14 protein-coding genes and 4 tRNA genes are annotated in these 16,213 nt (G+C 61.2%); 5 read left to right on the forward strand and 13 right to left on the reverse strand.

The annotated features are described in order from the left end of the window. Window positions 1–60 precede the first annotated feature (60 nt). The 11 genes from rpoB to ABCW43_RS03520 form a co-directional block, all read right to left on the reverse strand. Window positions 61–4,197: a DNA-directed RNA polymerase subunit beta gene (gene rpoB / locus ABCW43_RS03470; RefSeq protein WP_345922120.1), complete on the reverse strand. Its 4,137-nt coding sequence runs from the start codon at window positions 4,195–4,197 to the stop codon at window positions 61–63. Between the two features lie 248 nt (window positions 4,198–4,445). Next, on the reverse strand, window positions 4,446–4,826 hold the full coding sequence (gene rplL / locus ABCW43_RS03475; protein ID WP_210011564.1) for a 50S ribosomal protein L7/L12: 381 nt from the start codon (window positions 4,824–4,826) through the stop codon (window positions 4,446–4,448). Window positions 4,827–4,886: 60 nt separating this feature from the next. Beyond that, window positions 4,887–5,408, reverse strand: coding sequence for a 50S ribosomal protein L10 (rplJ, locus tag ABCW43_RS03480; protein WP_037088453.1), 522 nt, complete (start codon window positions 5,406–5,408; stop codon window positions 4,887–4,889). Between the two features lie 339 nt (window positions 5,409–5,747). Then, entirely contained in the window at window positions 5,748–6,443 is a 696-nt protein-coding gene (gene rplA / locus ABCW43_RS03485; RefSeq protein ID WP_007770611.1) for a 50S ribosomal protein L1, read from the reverse strand. Window position 6,444: 1 nt separating this feature from the next. Beyond that, complete coding sequence (rplK, locus tag ABCW43_RS03490) at window positions 6,445–6,876, reverse strand: 50S ribosomal protein L11 (protein ID WP_046635350.1); 432 nt, start codon at window positions 6,874–6,876, stop codon at window positions 6,445–6,447. A gap of 198 nt (window positions 6,877–7,074) precedes the next feature. Continuing rightward, window positions 7,075–7,605, reverse strand: a complete 531-nt coding sequence (nusG, locus tag ABCW43_RS03495; protein WP_007770615.1) for a transcription termination/antitermination protein NusG — start codon at window positions 7,603–7,605, stop codon at window positions 7,075–7,077. Between the two features lie 16 nt (window positions 7,606–7,621). Next, window positions 7,622–7,822 (reverse strand): preprotein translocase subunit SecE, encoded by a 201-nt coding sequence (secE, locus tag ABCW43_RS03500; protein WP_345922121.1) that lies wholly within the window; start codon window positions 7,820–7,822, stop codon window positions 7,622–7,624. 197 nt (window positions 7,823–8,019) lie between these two features. Beyond that, window positions 8,020–8,095: transfer RNA gene (locus ABCW43_RS03505), tRNA-Trp, on the reverse strand. A gap of 700 nt (window positions 8,096–8,795) precedes the next feature. Further along, the gene (tuf, locus tag ABCW43_RS03510) at window positions 8,796–9,971 is read right to left on the reverse strand and encodes an elongation factor Tu (protein WP_037088622.1); all 1,176 of its coding nucleotides are present in this window, start codon (window positions 9,969–9,971) and stop codon (window positions 8,796–8,798) included. Between the two features lie 296 nt (window positions 9,972–10,267). Continuing rightward, window positions 10,268–10,341: transfer RNA gene (locus ABCW43_RS03515), tRNA-Gly, on the reverse strand. Window positions 10,342–10,366: 25 nt separating this feature from the next. Then, window positions 10,367–10,451, reverse strand: a tRNA-Tyr gene (locus ABCW43_RS03520). A gap of 203 nt (window positions 10,452–10,654) precedes the next feature. Between ABCW43_RS03520 and rlmB the strand changes: the two genes are divergently transcribed. The 5 genes from rlmB (at window position 10,655) to ABCW43_RS03545 (ending at window position 15,327) form a co-directional block, all read left to right on the forward strand. Continuing rightward, complete coding sequence (gene rlmB / locus ABCW43_RS03525) at window positions 10,655–11,533, forward strand: 23S rRNA (guanosine(2251)-2'-O)-methyltransferase RlmB (protein ID WP_345922122.1); 879 nt, start codon at window positions 10,655–10,657, stop codon at window positions 11,531–11,533. A gap of 85 nt (window positions 11,534–11,618) precedes the next feature. After that, complete coding sequence (gene cysQ / locus ABCW43_RS03530) at window positions 11,619–12,407, forward strand: 3'(2'),5'-bisphosphate nucleotidase CysQ (RefSeq protein WP_345922123.1); 789 nt, start codon at window positions 11,619–11,621, stop codon at window positions 12,405–12,407. Between the two features lie 171 nt (window positions 12,408–12,578). Then, window positions 12,579–13,883 carry a UDP-glucose dehydrogenase family protein gene (locus tag ABCW43_RS03535; protein ID WP_345922124.1) on the forward strand — a complete coding sequence of 435 codons (1,305 nt, stop codon included), beginning with the start codon at window positions 12,579–12,581 and terminating at the stop codon, window positions 13,881–13,883. 60 nt (window positions 13,884–13,943) lie between these two features. Next, a complete protein-coding gene (locus ABCW43_RS03540) occupies window positions 13,944–14,318 on the forward strand; it encodes a hypothetical protein (protein ID WP_345922125.1) in 375 nt (124 codons plus the stop codon). 115 nt (window positions 14,319–14,433) lie between these two features. Next, window positions 14,434–15,327, forward strand: coding sequence for a transglycosylase SLT domain-containing protein (locus ABCW43_RS03545; protein WP_445738888.1), 894 nt, complete (start codon window positions 14,434–14,436; stop codon window positions 15,325–15,327). 54 nt (window positions 15,328–15,381) lie between these two features. On the opposite strand, the gene ABCW43_RS03550 is transcribed toward ABCW43_RS03545, so the two are convergent. Next, complete coding sequence (locus ABCW43_RS03550; protein WP_345922126.1) at window positions 15,382–15,774, reverse strand: hypothetical protein; 393 nt, start codon at window positions 15,772–15,774, stop codon at window positions 15,382–15,384. 209 nt (window positions 15,775–15,983) lie between these two features. Beyond that, a tRNA-Thr gene (locus tag ABCW43_RS03555) sits at window positions 15,984–16,059 on the reverse strand. Window positions 16,060–16,213 lie beyond the last annotated feature (154 nt).

Genomic DNA, 16,213 nt, shown 5'->3' on the forward strand with positions numbered 1-16,213 from the left:
CCGGCGGATACCGGCGGAGGGAGCAGCGCGCGCCTTCAATCGGCGCGCGCCTTGTTATGATCATTCGGCTGCGTCGGGCAGCTGGCCGGCGTTCGCGTCGTCGATCTTCGAGTTCTCGAGCTCGACGGACAGGCCGAGAGAGCGCATTTCCTTGACGAGAACGTTGAAGCTCTCCGGAATGCCTGCCTCGAACGTGTCGTCGCCGCGCACGATCGCTTCGTAGACCTTGGTACGACCTGCCACGTCGTCCGACTTCACGGTCAGCATTTCCTGCAGCGTGTAGGCGGCGCCGTAGGCTTCGAGCGCCCAGACTTCCATTTCGCCGAAGCGCTGGCCGCCGAACTGCGCCTTGCCACCGAGCGGCTGCTGGGTGACCAGCGAGTACGGACCGATCGAACGCGCGTGGATCTTGTCGTCCACGAGGTGGTTCAGCTTGATCATGTACATGTAGCCGACAGTCACCTTGCGGTCGAACTGTTCGCCGGTACGACCGTCGTAGAGGACGGACTGACCGGACGGGTTGAGGCCTGCCCTGGTCAGCATCGCTGCGACGTCCGGCTCATGCGCGCCGTCGAAGACCGGCGTTGCGATCGACAGACCACGCTTGGACTGCTCGGCCAGACGAACGAGGGACTCGTCGTCGAAGCTGGCAACTTCAGCGTTTGCCTCACTCTCGTAGGCTTCGGTCAGCTCTTTCTTCAAGTCCGTGATGTCGTTCGACTTCCGGTACTCTTCAAGCAACGCACCGATGCGCTTGCCCATGCCGGCGCAAGCCCAGGCCAGGTGCGTCTCGAGGATCTGGCCGACGTTCATGCGCGAAGGCACGCCGAGCGGGTTCAGAACGATATCGACATGCGTGCCGTCTTCGAGGAACGGCATGTCCTCGACCGGTACGATGCGCGACACGACGCCCTTGTTGCCGTGACGGCCGGCCATCTTGTCGCCCGGCTGGATCTTGCGCTTCACAGCGACGAAGACCTTGACCATCTTCATGACGCCCGGAGGCATTTCGTCGCCGCGCTGCACCTTTTCGACCTTGTCCATGAAGCGCTGTTCAAGGCGCGACTTGGATTCGTCGTACTGGCCGCGGAGCGCTTCGATCTCGCCCTGCACCTTTTCGTCCTCGACTGCGAACATCCACCACTGCGAGCGGGGGTATTCGGAGACGACGGCATTGGAGAGCTCGACGCCCTTCTTGAAGCCCTTCGGACCGGCAACCGACATCTGGCCGCGCAGCATGTCCATCAGACGGCCGTAGACGTTACGGTCGAGGATGGCCTGTTCGTCGTCGCGGTCCTTGGCGAGGCGTTCGATTTCCTCACGCTCGATCGCCATGGCGCGTTCGTCCTTCTCCACGCCGTGGCGGTTGAAGACGCGAACTTCGACGATGGTGCCGAAGGTCCCCGGAGGCATGCGCATGGAAGTGTCGCGGACGTCGGACGCCTTTTCACCGAAGATGGCGCGCAGAAGCTTTTCTTCCGGCGTCATCGGGCTTTCGCCCTTCGGGGTGATCTTGCCGACCAGGATGTCGCCCGGCTGGACTTCGGCGCCGATGTAGACGATGCCGGCTTCGTCGAGGTTCTTCAGCGCTTCTTCCGACACGTTCGGAATGTCGCGCGTGATTTCTTCCGGACCAAGCTTGGTGTCGCGCGCCATCACCTCGAATTCCTCGATGTGGATGGACGTGAACACGTCGTCGGCAACGATACGCTCGGAGAGCAGGATCGAGTCTTCGTAGTTGTAGCCGTTCCAGGGCATGAACGCGACGAGCGCGTTGCGGCCGAGCGCCAGGTCACCGAGGTCCGTGGACGGGCCGTCGGCGATGATGTCGCCCTTGTTGAGGATGTCACCGACGGAAACCAGCGGACGCTGGTTGACGCAGGTGTTCTGGTTCGAACGCTGGAACTTCATCAGGCGATAGATATCGACGCCAGACTTCGACGGATCGAGGTCTTCGGTGGCGCGGATAACGATACGGGTCGCGTCGACCTGGTCGACCACGCCGCCACGACGGGCAGCGATGGCGGCGCCGGAGTCGCGGGCGACGACCGGTTCCATGCCGGTACCGACGAACGGAGCTTCAGCGCGTACCAGCGGCACGGCCTGACGCTGCATGTTCGAGCCCATCAGAGCGCGGTTGGCGTCGTCGTTTTCCAGGAACGGGATCAGAGCGGCCGCAACCGAGACAAGCTGCTTCGGCGAGACGTCCATCAGGTTGATGGTGTCGCGCGGGGACAGCATGACTTCGCCGGCATGACGGCAGACGACGAATTCTTCGACGAAGGCACCTTCCGGCGTCAGCTCCGAATTGGCCTGGGCAACGTAGTACTTGGCCTCTTCCATGGCGGAGAGGTAAAGCACTTCCTTGGTCACGACGCCGTCGATGATCTTGCGGTACGGGCTCTCGATGAAACCGTACTTGTTGACGCGGGCAAACGTCGCAAGCGAGTTGATCAGACCGATGTTCGGGCCTTCCGGCGTTTCGATCGGGCAGATACGGCCGTAATGGGTCGGGTGAACGTCGCGGACTTCGAAGCCGGCGCGCTCACGGGTCAGACCACCCGGGCCAAGCGCCGAAAGACGGCGCTTGTGGGTGATTTCCGAAAGCGGGTTCACCTGGTCCATGAACTGCGACAGCTGCGAGGAGCCGAAGAATTCACGAACCGCGGCAGCAGCCGGCTTCGCGTTGATCAGATCCTGCGGCATGACGGTGTCGATTTCGATCGACGACATGCGTTCCTTGATGGCGCGCTCCATGCGTAGCAGGCCGAGGCGATACTGATTTTCCATCAGTTCGCCGACAGAACGGACGCGGCGGTTGCCGAGGTTGTCGATGTCGTCGATCTCGCCCTTGCCGTCGCGCAGTTCGACCAGCATCCGGACCACGGCCAGGATGTCGTCCTTGCGGAGCGTGCGGACGGTGTCGGCGACTTCGAGGTCGAGACGCATGTTCATCTTGACGCGGCCGACGGCGGAGAGGTCGTAACGCTCCGCATCGAAGAACAGCGAGTTGAACATCGCTTCGGCCGATTCCATCGTCGGCGGTTCGCCCGGGCGCATGACGCGGTAGATGTCGAACAGAGCGTCCTGACGGTTCTCGTTCTTGTCGGCGGCAAGCGTGTTGCGGATATAGGCGCCGACATTGATATGGTCGATGCCGAGAACCGGAATCTCGTCGAAACCTGCATTGAGGATGATCGGCAGGGTCTTTTCGTCGATCTCGTCGCCGGCTTCCAGATAGATCTCACCGGTCTGGAAGTTGACGATATCTTCGGCCAGATAGTTGCCGTAGAGGTCGTCGTTGGTCGCCTTCAAGGCCTTCAGGCCCTTGTCCGTCAGCTGACGGAGAATGCGCGGCGTGAGCTTCTTGCCGGACTCGACGACCACTTCGCCGGTATCGGCGTCGATCATGTCGGAAAGGGTCTTGGCACCCTTCAGGGTTTCCGGCTGGAACGGAATCCGCCAGCCGTCGCCGTCACGCTGGTAGGACGACTTCGTATAGAAGGTCGACAGAATTTCTTCGCCGTCCATGCCGAGCGCCATCAGCAGCGAGGTCACGGGAATCTTGCGACGGCGGTCGATACGGGCGTAGACGATATCCTTGGCATCGAACTCGATGTCGAGCCAGGAACCGCGATACGGAATGACGCGGGCTGCGAAGAGCAGCTTGCCGGAAGAGTGGCTCTTGCCCTTGTCGTGGTCGAAGAAGACGCCCGGCGAACGGTGCATCTGGGAGACGATCACGCGCTCGGTGCCGTTCACGATGAACGTACCGTTGTCGGTCATGAGCGGCATGTCGCCCATGTAGACCGACTGTTCCTTGATGTCCTTGATCGACTTCGCGCCCGTATCCTCGTCGATATCGAACACGATGAGGCGCAGCGTCACCTTCAGCGGCGCTGCATAGGTCAGATCGCGCTGACGGCATTCTTCCACGTCGAACTTCGGCAGTTCGAATTCGTAGGACACGAATTCGAGCATGGAGGCACCGGAAAAATCGGTGATCGGGAAGACCGACCGGAAGACAGCGTTCAGACCTTCGTCCGGACGACCGCCTTTCGGCTCTTCAACCATCAGGAACTGGTCATAAGATGCCTTCTGAACCTCGATGAGGTTCGGCATCTCTGTGACTTCGGGGATTTTTCCAAAAAACTTGCGTACGCGCCTGCGACCATTAAAGGAAAGGGTCTGAGCCATCGTCGCTCCTTCAAACTTGCATCCGGGCCTGCAACGGACGGGGTTCGCTGGCCAGTCGATCCCGTCGATCAATGGGTATTCTCAATCTCGTCCCACCTCTCGAACACGCCAGGCCGGATTGCCTTTTCGGTTCGATTCGGGACCATCCTCTTGAGAACCCATTACCCAGGAACCGTTTTGACGGTTCCTGGGTAATATGTTCGGAGGAAACCGGCGGGAGAGGAGACCTCTCCCGCCGCATTCCGATATTACTTAACGTCGACCTTGGCGCCGGCGTCCTCAAGCTTCTTCTTGAGGTCAGCGGCTTCAGCCTTGTTGACGCCTTCCTTGACAGCCTTCGGAGCGGCTTCAACGAGATCCTTGGCTTCCTTGAGGCCCAGGCCGGTGATGGCGCGGACTTCCTTGATGACGTTGATCTTGTTGGCGCCGGCATCAGCGAGGATGACGTCGAACTCGGTCTTTTCTTCTTCAGCCGGAGCAGCGGCACCAGCAGCGCCACCAGCAGCAGCAACAGCTACCGGAGCAGCTGCGGAAACGCCCCACTTCTCTTCGAGCAGCTTGGAAAGCTCAGCAGCTTCCAGAACGGTCAGAGCAGAGAGGTCTTCAACGATCTTTGCGAGATCAGCCATTTTGATAGTTCCTTATATTCGGTTCGAACTTGATTTGGGTATGAACAGCGAAAAACCGCCTTAAGCGGCTTCCTCGTCCTTCTTGGCGTAGGCCGCGAACACGCGGGCAAGCTGGCTTGCCGGTGCTGCAACAACCGTAGCGACGCGGGTGGCCGGGGCATTCAAGAGGCCCAGCAGCTTGCCGCGAAGCTCGTCCAGCGAAGGCAGGGTCGCAAGCGACTTGACCGCATCCGCAGTGAGCGTGGTTGCACCCATGGAACCGCCCAGGACAATGATCTTGTCATTGGTCTTGGCGAAATCCATGACGACCTTCGGAGCCGTTACCGGGTCTTCGCTGAATGCGATCAGCGTCTGACCCTTGAAGAGATTGGACATCCCTTCCGACTCCGTACCCTGAAGAGCGATCTTGGCCAGACGGTTCTTCGCGACTTTGACGGTGCCGCCAGCAGCGCGCATCTTCGAACGAAAATCGTTCATCTGCGCAACTGTGACACCAGCATAGTGGGCCACGACAACCGAACCGGAAGCCTTGAAGACTTCGTTCAGCTCCGTGACAAATTCGCGCTTTTCCGCTCTTTCCACTGTCTGTCTCCAGTTGACGGGACCGCAATCCTGCAGGCCCCATCGGGTTGCCTTTGCCTCAAGGGATCCCTTGTTTAGGACCCCAAGCGACGCTTGAGGATCCTGTCCCCTCGCTCTGTCGCCGTAAGGCTCCAGGCACAAGGCACACTAGGCTCGAACCGAACTTAGGAGGCGCATAGCACCTCAAAAATCTCGGGTCTTACCCGTCTCATGCAGGCAAAAGTGATTAAGGTATAACCACCTGCAATCTCGGACAGGAATTCCGGATTTCTCCGGAAATTCCCGGTCCCGAAGGACCGGGAATTCATGCGACCGGAGCCCGAAAGCTCCGGCAAATCTTTAAGCCGTGACCGTCGACGGGTCGATCTTGACGCCCGGGCCCATGGTCGAAGAGATGGCTACGCGCTTGACGTAGTTGCCCTTGGCGCCAGCCGGCTTGGCCTTGATGACCGCATCGGCAAAAGCCTTGATGTTCTCTTCGAGAGCCTTGGCTTCGAACGAGGCCTTGCCGATACCGGCATGGATGATGCCAGCCTTCTCGACGCGGAACTCGACAGCACCGCCCTTGGAAGCCTTGACGGCGCCCGTGACGTCCATGGTGACGGTTCCGACCTTCGGGTTCGGCATCATGCCGCGGGGGCCAAGAACCTTACCGAGACGGCCGACGAGCGGCATCATGTCCGGGGTGGCGATGCAACGATCGAAGTCGATCTTGCCGCCCTGGACGATTTCGACGAGGTCTTCGGCGCCAACGATGTCCGCACCGGCAGCTTTCGCTTCGTCAGCCTTGGCGCCACGTGCGAAAACGGCGACGCGAACGTCACGGCCGGTGCCATTCGGCAGGTTGACCACGCCGCGGACCATCTGGTCTGCGTGACGCGGATCGACGCCGAGGTTCATGGAGATTTCGACGGTTTCGTCGAACTTGGCGGTGGCACGAACCTTGACCATCGAGATGGCTTCCGTCAGGGCAACCAGCTTGGTCGGATCGACGCCTTCGCGGATCTTCTGAATACGCTTTGCAAGCTTTGCCATGTTAAGCCACCACTTCCAGGCCCATGGCGCGGGCGGAGCCCTCGATCATGGCCATTGCGCCTTCGAGATCGGCAGCGTTCAGATCCTTCATCTTCGCCTGGGCGATGGTCTGGATCTGAGCCTTGGTCAGAGTGCCAGCCTTGGCGCCCTTGCCCGGGGTCTTGGAACCCGAAGTGATCTTCGCTTCCTTCTTCAGCCAATAGCTGACCGGAGGCTGCTTCATCGCAAACGTGAAGGACTTGTCCTGGAAATAGGTGATGACGACCGGGATCGGCATGCCCTTTTCCATTTCCTGCGTGGCGGCGTTGAATGCCTTGCAGAATTCCATGATGTTGATGCCGCGCTGACCAAGTGCAGGACCGATCGGCGGGGACGGATTGGCCGACCCTGCCTTTACCTGCAACTTGAGCTGGCCCATAACTTTCTTAGCCATTACTCTCTGCCTTTCGAGAGACCGGTTACCCGGCTCATTAGAGACCGGTTTCCCGGCCCGACATGCCGGCTTTCGCCGGCGGCTGCGGTTGCGTGGTTCGGCCAGAGTGCCCGGCTAAGGCACCGCTCCTCCCACGCGCTTGCGGCAAACGCCGCACGAGGCCCGCTGAACAAACAGCAGGCCCCATTTCGAAACTCATCAGACCTTTTCGACCTGAGCGTATTCCAGCTCGACCGGGGTCGCACGGCCGAAGATCGAGACCTCGACCTTGAGGCGCGAACGCTCCTCGTCAACGTCCTGAACGGTACCGTTGAAGGACGCGAACGGACCGTCCGATACGCGAACCTGCTCGCCGATCTCGAAAGTGATCGACGACTTCGGCCGCTCGACACCTTCCTGGACCTGACCCAGGATACGCTCGGCCTCGAAGTCCGGGATCGGAACCGGCTTGTTGTCGGAGCCGAGAAAGCCGGTGACCTTCGGCGTGTTCTTGATCAGGTGATAGGCTTCATCGGTCAGGTTGGCCCGGACCATGACGTAACCCGGAAAGAACTTGCGCTCGGAATCGACCTTGCGGCCGCGACGCACCTCAACCACCTTCTCCGTCGGCACTAGGATCTTCTCGAACAGATGCTCAAGCCCCTTCTGGCGAGCCTTGTTCTCGATGTCCTCAGCCACCTTCTTCTCAAAATTAGAATATGCGTGGACGATGTACCAACGCGCCGCCATCTTTATTCTCCAGAAATCAAACGCTGACGTTCAGTACGAGACGGAGCAACCATCCCATGAGCTGGTCTGCAGCGAAGAAAAACAGCGCGGCGAACACAACCATAACCAGAACCATGGCCGTGGAAATCATGGTCTCGCGACGCGAGGGCCAATGGATTTTCGACGCTTCGGATCGCACCTGGCGCAGAAACGCAACTGGATTGGTCTTGGATGCCATTGATTGCCCACGCAATTACGGCGCGTAAAGCTGAACTTGCTCAGCCCCACGCACCGCGTGTCTGTTTTGACCTACATAAACACCCCTTCCCCTTTACACAAGAGGGAAAACAGTGTTCGATGAAATTTCGCCGTTTTGCACGGCAGCCATTTTCCGACAATTCCGCTGCGGATAATCTCGCGCCAATCATCTGAAAATGGCAGGGGCGGCCGGGCTTGAACCGACGACCTGCGGTTTTGGAGACCGCCGCTCTACCAACTGAGCTACACCCCTTCAACCCTGGCGGAACCGAAAACCGGAAACTCCGGCTCGCCGCCAACTGGCTAGGCGCTCCCTTTAAGGGGATGCGCTGCGCTTTGCAAGAGCATTTTTGATATCCGGACCGTTCTATCCGAGCTTTCCCCCGTACCCGTCAGGTGCGTCGGCAGAGCGAACGCCTGGAAGCGCCGTTCCGGCGCGGCCTTCGCCTATTTTCGCCCGGGAGCAGGCCGGAGGAACGGGTCTTCAAGGCCGGGAGCCGTCAGAAAGTTGCGACCGCCGCTCCGCAGAAGCTTCCGAATGATCGACAGAGGCTCCCCGGGAATCGGCCGGCGGACGATTCGCAACGGGAGGCGGTTGATGGCGCCGCGCTTACACCCGTCGAATTGCCCCCCCCGACGGGCATTTGCGCTTTCTCCGCTATAAGTCACCGGGCGGCGACCTGTCGGTTCGGCGCATGCCTGCCGCCTGCCCCGCCGGAATTCGTCAATGGCACGCTCGGTCTGACAGCGCTTGGCTGAAGCGGACCTGTCATCGCCTGAGGCCCGGCAATCTGCGACCTGCCGGACCGCGGCAAAACGCATTTCCGTTACCGAAGCGAGCTTTTTCCAAGACTGACTCAGGGTGAGCCGCGCGATTGACTCAAGGTCAGGGCTTAAAAGCGAAAGGCCCCGCCGTTGCCGGCAGGGCCTTTGCTATTTGATGTCGCTATCGATTACTCGATGATCGAGGCGACGATGCCGGCGCCGACGGTGCGGCCGCCTTCGCGGATTGCGAAGCGCAGCTTTTCTTCCATCGCGATCGGAACGATCAGCTCGACGGCAACCGTGACGTTGTCGCCCGGCATGACCATTTCCGTGCCTTCCGGCAGCGATACGATGCCCGTCACGTCCGTCGTGCGGAAGTAGAACTGCGGACGGTAGTTGGTGAAGAACGGCGTATGACGGCCGCCTTCTTCCTTCGTCAGGATGTAGGCTTCGGCCATGAACTTCTTGTGCGGCTTGACCGAACCCGGCTTGCAGAGAATCTGGCCACGCTCGACGCCGTCACGGTTCACGCCGCGAACGAGAGCACCGATGTTGTCGCCGGCCTGGCCCTGATCGAGCAGCTTGCGGAACATTTCAACGCCGGTCACCGTCGTCTTCGAGGTCGGACGGATGCCGACGATCTCGACTTCTTCGCCAACCTTGACGATGCCGCGCTCGACGCGGCCGGTCACGACCGTGCCACGACCCGAGATCGAGAACACGTCTTCGATCGGCATCAGGAACGGCATGTTGATCGGACGCTCAGGCGTCGGGATGTAGGCGTCGACAGCAGCCATCAGCTCGCGGATCGAATCTTCGCCGATCTTCTTGTCCGAATCTTCGAGAGCGGCAAGCGCCGAACCCTTGATGATCGGAATGTCGTCGCCCGGGAAGTCGTAGGACGACAGGAGTTCGCGCACTTCCAGCTCGACGAGTTCGAGAAGCTCGGCGTCGTCGACCTGGTCGACCTTGTTGAGGAACACGACGATTGCCGGAACGCCGACCTGACGGGCGAGCAGGATGTGCTCGCGGGTCTGCGGCATCGGGCCGTCGGCAGCCGAGCAAACCAGGATCGCGCCGTCCATCTGCGCCGCACCGGTGATCATGTTCTTCACATAGTCGGCGTGGCCGGGGCAGTCGACGTGGGCATAGTGGCGGGCCGGCGTCTCATATTCGACGTGCGCCGTCGAAATGGTGATGCCGCGGGCCTTTTCTTCAGGAGCCGCGTCGATCTGGTCATAGGCCTTGTACTCGCCGAAGTACTTCGTGATCGCGGCCGTCAGCGACGTCTTGCCATGGTCAACGTGACCGATCGTGCCAATGTTGACGTGCGGCTTGTTGCGCTCAAACTTGCTCTTTGCCATTGAATGCTTCCTGTGAACATAAGGGTGGACCCGGCGACCGGGTTTGGTGTCGCCGTTTAAGGCTTTCCACTAGAATGCGCAAGACATAATTACGACGCGCGTCCGGACAAGGGGAGCAGGCGAAATCGGCTTGAAAATGCCCCGGAGACGACCGCTTGAGCGCGCGCTCGGTTCAAGTTCCAGACCGGCTCCAACTCCGGGCTTCATCAAGCCGCGCGATCACCCGACCTGCTTCGGCAGGGACGCAGGAAAGCGCTGCACCGAATGGCACGTCGTCTTTATAATCATGGAGATTATGGAGCGGGTAGCGGGAATCGAACCCGCGTATTCAGCTTGGAAGGCTGCTGCTCTACCATTGAGCTATACCCGCGGTGTGGTGTCCGATCAGAGACGAATGGTGGAGAGAGTTGGATTTGAACCAACGTAGGCTGAGCCAACGGATTTACAGTCCGTCCCCTTTAACCACTCGGGCATCTCTCCAGTTTTTCGTCCGGATCGTGAGACCAAGTTCGTCAGATCTTGGAAGCTTGCCGCCCCTCGATCTGCGCCGCGTATATGACCGCCTCGTTCTCGTCTGTCAACACGAGGAAGACGCAAAAATGACGAAAATAAATCAGTCGCTCTTTCGACCCGCCTCCCCGTCGAGGGCTTTGCCCGGAGAGCGAGGATGGCTATAAGGCCTGATGAGCAAGGACGACAAACAAGACAAATCCACCCGCGACACGCATTACGCAACGCTCCGGCGCGCCGTGCGCGATGCCAAGCGCGAACGCGGAGATATTCCGACGCCACCGCTGAAGCGGCCGAAATCCAACAAGGACTGGAAACCGCCGCAGCTTCAGCCGGAACAGGTCTTCCTTTATGGCCTGCACACGGTGCGTGCCGCCCTCGACAACCCCGAGCGCAAGCTCATCAAGCTGTCGGTGACGCAGAACGCCTTCGCGCGGCTCGATATCGGCGAACCGGAGACGCTGTCCTTTCCGGTCGAATTCGTCTCGCCCCAGGATATCGACAAGGTGCTCGGCCCCGAGGCCATCCACCAGGGTGTGATGCTGGAAACACGCCCCCTGCCCGTGCGCCGGCTGGAAGCCTTGAAAGCAAGTCCGCTGCTGCTGGTTCTCGACCAGGTGACCGACCCTCACAACGTCGGCGCGATCATGCGCTCGGCCGTCGCCTTCGGGGCCGGCGCAATCGTCACCACCCAGAGACACAGCCCGACCGAATCCGGCGTGCTCGCCAAATCGGCGTCCGGGGCGCTTGAGCTGATACCTTATATACAGATTACCAATCTCGCCGACGCGATCGAGGAACTGCACCGGCTCGGCTTCCAGACGATCGGGCTCGATTCGGAAGGCCCCGCGCCGCTCGAAGGCACGTTTGCCGGCGGCCGGATCGCCCTGGTGCTCGGCTCCGAGGGCAAGGGCCTGCGCCAGAAGACCCGCGAGACGGTCAACGCGCTCGCCCGCCTCGACATGCCGGGCGCCATCAAGTCGCTCAACGTTTCGAACGCCGCCGCCATCGCCCTCTACGCGACACAGCAGCATCTCGCCAAGGTGAGTTGACCTGCGCCGTTTAAGACTCCCAAGCGCGGGGCAAACGTGTCATGGGAAGTCTACGCAACCGACGTGACCAGCCGCCATGGAATTCATGCTCGCTACATTCGAAAAAGCCGCGCTGCTCGCGGGCAAGGCCATCCTGGACATCTACAGGGCCGGGCCGAACACCAGCTACAAGGCCGATCGGTCCCCGGTCACCGAGGCGGACGAGCGGGCTGAAGAGATCATCCTCGCCGAACTCGCCCGAGCCTTTCCGGAGATTCCGGTCATCGCGGAAGAATCGGTGGCGATGGGGCGTATCCCGTCGATCGAAGGGGGGGCTTTCATCCTTGTCGATCCGCTCGACGGCACCAAGGAGTTCATCAACAACCGCGAGGATTTCACGGTCAACATCGCACTGATCGAGAACGGCGCGCCGATCCTCGGCGCCGTTTATGCCCCCGCCCTCAAGGTCGCCTATCTCGGCGGCGGGGGACAGGCGGAAAAACTCGTCGTCGACGACGATTTCGCGGTGACGAGCCGGGAACCGATCGTCGCAAGGCCGGTCGGGAGCCGGCCGATCTGCGTTGCGAGCCGCTCCCACAATTCCGCGGAGACCGAGGCCTTTCTCGAAAAGGCCGGGGCTGCCGACATCCGCTCGATCGGCTCCTCGCTGAAATTCTGCCTGCTGGCGGAGGGTGTCGCCGATCTCTATCCCCGCTTCGGCCGGACCATGGAATGGGACACGGCCGCCGGAGATGCCGTATTGCGCGCTGCGGGCGGCAGCACGGTCACGCTCGACGGGGCGCCGCTTACCTATGGCAAGACCGGCCGCGCAGACATGCTGGATTTCGCCAACCCGGATTTCATCGCCTGGGGATCGCGGCCTGCAAAGTCGTAGCCGTCGTCCTGTTGTCGTCACCCGGTAACATTGGCCAGTCAGGGCGACCGGCTGGGGTAACGCCTGGCCCAAGCCTGATGCGGACAGCCAAGCCGACGCGTTGCATTCCCTTTCGGATGCGCTTAGGAAACCGCTGCGCGTGAGATTGCCGGACAAGGATGAGGATTATTGATGCGTATCGTGATGGTTGGATCGGGTTATGTCGGCCTCGTGTCGGGAGCCTGCTTTGCGGATTTCGGACATGACGTGATCTGCGTCGACAAGGCGGCCGAAAAGATCGAGGCCCTGAAAAAGGGCGTTATCCCGATCTTCGAGCCGGGCCTCGAGGCGCTGGTCGAATCGAACGTCAGATCCCGTCGCCTTTCCTTCACCACGGATCTCGGCCCGGCCGTGGCCGATGCCGATGTCGTCTTCATCGCGGTCGGCACGCCGTCGCGCCGTGGCGACGGCCATGCCGATCTCGGTTATGTCCATGCCGCCGCACGCGAGATCGCCGAGGCGCTGACCGGCTTTACCGTCATCGTCACCAAATCGACCGTGCCGGTCGGCACCGGCGACGAGGTGGAGCGGATCATCCGCGAAACCAATCCGGATGCGGATTTCGCCGTCGTCTCCAACCCCGAATTCCTGCGCGAAGGCGCTGCGATCGAGGATTTCAAGCGTCCGGACCGGATCGTCGTCGGCCTTTCCGACGAGCGCGCCCGCGGGGTGATGACCGAAGTCTACCGTCCGCTCTATCTCAACCAGTCGCCGCTCCTCTTCACCAGCCGCCGCACGTCCGAACTGATCAAGTATGCCGCGAACGCCTTCCTGGCGATGAAGATCACCTTTATAAACGAGATGGCCGACCTCTGCGAGCGCGTCGGCGCCGACGTTCAGGACGTTTCGCGCGGTATCGGCCTCGACGGCCGCATCGGTTCGAAATTCCTGCATGCCGGCCCCGGGTATGGCGGCTCCTGCTTCCCGAAGGACACGCTGGCGCTCGCAAAGACCGCCCAGGACTACGACAGCCCTGTCCGCCTGATCGAAACCACCATCGCCGTCAACGACACCCGCAAGCGCGCCATGGGCCGCAAGGTGATCGCGGCCGCCGGCGGCGACGTGCGCGGCAAGAAGGTCGCTGTCTTCGGGCTGACCTTCAAGCCGAACACCGACGACATGCGCGACAGCCCCGCCATCGCCGTCGTCCAGACGCTGCAGGATGCGGGCGCGATCGTCTCCGGCTATGATCCGGAAGGCATGGAAAACGCCAGGCAGATGATGGATATCGAATTCGCGAGCGGTCCCTACCAGGCAGCGGAGGGAGCGGATGTCGCGGTTCTGGTCACCGAATGGAACGAATTTCGCGCACTCGATCTCGAGCGGTTGAAGTCCGTCATGAAGAGCCCCGTCCTCGTCGATCTGCGCAACGTCTATCGCGCCCGGGAAGTCGAAGCGCACGGCTTTGCCTATTCCGGCGTCGGAAAACTGCGCTAGAATAGTCGCCAAGACGGCGGGCCGGCGGGAACCTCGGGCTCAGCCCAGGGATTGTGTCGCATGACCACGCAAGCGAAAATCGTCTGGGCCACGGCCGCGGTGCTGACCGCATCGCCGTCGGCGCTGGCCCAGACCCAGCCGATACGCTCTGCCGAACAACACATATCGTGTTCGGCCTTCTATTCGATGCGCAAGATCATGGCCAAGGAGTTCGGCAAGAGCGACACGGCCGAGGGCAGCGTTTCCCGCGACGAAGAGCATATGCATGCGGCGCTGATGATCCTGCAGGACAATCACTATCCGCGCGACAAAGCGACGGCGCTTTTCGAGAGACAGACGCAGCAGATGCTGGAAAAGACCCAATCGATGGCGGAAGCCGATTTCGTCGCGTTGGACCAGTCCTGCCAATCTCTTCTGGAGCAATCCAGGCGATAGGCATTCCGGTCGCCTGTTCCTGCCGCCGAAGGCTTTCAAGCCGGGACGTGATTGGGCATATTGCATGTCGATGATGTTTCGCCGTCTCATGCAAACAGGTTTGGGCCAAACAGGTTTGGGCTTGTCTTTGGCCGTCGCTCCCTTTGGCGGGAGCATCCATGCTGCGGAAGAGACGGCCGCCCCCGAATGCCGATACGAGCGTGCGGCGTCGGATGAGGTCGGCCGATTGTGCATTCGCCCCCACGCCTACAACGAGGATCTCTGCCACGTCATGGAGCGGCTGGCGGTCATGAACGGGCTGCCGCCGGAATTCTTCGCGCGCCTGATCTGGCGGGAGAGCCTGTTTCGGCCGAACGCGGTGAGCCCGAAAGGCGCCGAAGGCATCGCGCAGTTCATGCCGGCGACCGCGAAGATCCGCGGCCTGCAAAACAGCTTCGATGCCATAGAAGCCCTTGCCGCGTCCTCGCTCTATCTCAGGGACCTGCGCGACCGTTTCGGCAATCTCGGCCTGGCCGCTGCGGCCTATAACGCCGGCGAAGCCGGGCTGGAAACATTCCTGAAGGTCGGCCGGCTGCCGATCGAGACGCGCGACTACGTGTTTGCGATTACCGGTCACTCGGCAGAGACATGGAGGGATAATCCGCCGAAGACCGCGGCTCAGGCCCTCACCCCGCAAAAGAACTTCATCGACGGATGCGTACAGCTCGCAGCGACGAGGCGCCTCAACGAGACCGTCCTGATCGCCTCGGCGGATTGGGCGCCGTGGGGCGTGCAGCTTTCCGCGCACTATAATTCGAACATCGCCAGCCAGCTGTTTGTGAAGACGATCGGTCGGCTGCCGGCGCCGCTCAACTCGGAACGGGCGCTCGTCGTGCGGCAGAAACGCGGCAATTTCGGCTATCGCCCACGCTATGCGGCGCGGATCGGCCGCGCCACCAGAGCCGAGGCGACCGACTTGTGTTCGAAGATCAGGGCACATGCCGTGCCCTGCACGGTTTTCAGGAACTGAAGCGGCATGCGGCAAGCAGAAGAAGGCCTTCCACTTGCCGCACATGGTTCTCGATCAGCAGTTTTGTGCCTGCCCGGGCGCGAGAGTTCCATCCGCATTCGGGGTCGCGGAGCCGGTGCCCTGCGGCAGGTTGTTGGTCGTGGCGGAGCCGGAACCCTGCGACAGATTGCCGGGCGGGCATTTCGAACCGCCGGAATCGCCGGTCGTGCTACCGGTCGTATTGGAATCAAGCGCGCCTGACCCGGCGCCATTCAGCGGAGTCGTGGTATTGCCGTTGAGCGTGCCGGAACCGCTGGCGCCCGAACCCGGAACGGCTCCGCTGGTTCCCGCAGAACCTGAGCCCGAAACGCTGCCGGATCCTGATCCGGTTCCCGAGCCCGACTGGGCGACCGCGGCAGTGGCGAGACCGAGCGACAGTGCGCCAACGGTGAGTATCTTTACAAACATTGGGTTTCCTCTCGTGGGACTTTCCAAACATGCCCTACGGCTGCCTAACCCCGCCGACCGCATAAGGTTTCCGATATTCTGCACAGACCTCTCAGGTCTGCGGGCAATGGCGAGGCAAAAGCCGGCGCTGCCGCAGGCATCGGCAGGTCCGCCGCAGACGCTACCGCGACCTCGATGAGGAGAAATTGACACTAATGCCAGGAAAGAAATGGTGCCCCCGCCAGGGTTCGAACCCGGGACCCCCTGATTACAAATCAGGTGCTCTACCAACTGAGCTACAAGGGCACTTTCGACTGGGGAGTTACCAGATTTTCCCCTCCTGTAAAGAGAAAATCGCTGCAACATGAGATACCGTTCATTCGAGCTGCGTTGTTTCACTCACCGGCGATGGCGCAAGGCGCTTGTCCAAAAGCCTGTTTTTCCTGTACTTAATGCCGTC

The organism is Neorhizobium tunisiense, assembly GCF_039631515.1.
Classification (GTDB): Bacteria; Pseudomonadota; Alphaproteobacteria; order Rhizobiales; family Rhizobiaceae; genus Neorhizobium.

What these genes read in the sequence shown, in the direction of transcription:
- nusG (WP_007770615.1), bottom strand. Translation starts at nt 7,605, where the DNA reads ATGGCGGCGCGTTGGTACATCGTCCACGCATATTCTAATTTTGAGAAG.
- rlmB (WP_345922122.1), top strand. Translation starts at nt 10,655, where the DNA reads ATGAGCAAGGACGACAAACAAGACAAATCCACCCGCGACACGCATTAC.
- secE (WP_345922121.1), bottom strand. Translation starts at nt 7,822, where the DNA reads ATGGCATCCAAGACCAATCCAGTTGCGTTTCTGCGCCAGGTGCGATCC.
- ABCW43_RS03550 (WP_345922126.1), bottom strand. Translation starts at nt 15,774, where the DNA reads ATGTTTGTAAAGATACTCACCGTTGGCGCACTGTCGCTCGGTCTCGCC.
- rplK (WP_046635350.1), bottom strand. Translation starts at nt 6,876, where the DNA reads ATGGCTAAGAAAGTTATGGGCCAGCTCAAGTTGCAGGTAAAGGCAGGG.
- rpoB (WP_345922120.1), bottom strand. Translation starts at nt 4,197, where the DNA reads ATGGCTCAGACCCTTTCCTTTAATGGTCGCAGGCGCGTACGCAAGTTT.
- cysQ (WP_345922123.1), top strand. Translation starts at nt 11,619, where the DNA reads ATGCTCGCTACATTCGAAAAAGCCGCGCTGCTCGCGGGCAAGGCCATC.
- ABCW43_RS03540 (WP_345922125.1), top strand. Translation starts at nt 13,944, where the DNA reads ATGACCACGCAAGCGAAAATCGTCTGGGCCACGGCCGCGGTGCTGACC.
- ABCW43_RS03535 (WP_345922124.1), top strand. Translation starts at nt 12,579, where the DNA reads ATGCGTATCGTGATGGTTGGATCGGGTTATGTCGGCCTCGTGTCGGGA.
- rplL (WP_210011564.1), bottom strand. Translation starts at nt 4,826, where the DNA reads ATGGCTGATCTCGCAAAGATCGTTGAAGACCTCTCTGCTCTGACCGTT.
- rplA (WP_007770611.1), bottom strand. Translation starts at nt 6,443, where the DNA reads ATGGCAAAGCTTGCAAAGCGTATTCAGAAGATCCGCGAAGGCGTCGAT.
- tuf (WP_037088622.1), bottom strand. Translation starts at nt 9,971, where the DNA reads ATGGCAAAGAGCAAGTTTGAGCGCAACAAGCCGCACGTCAACATTGGC.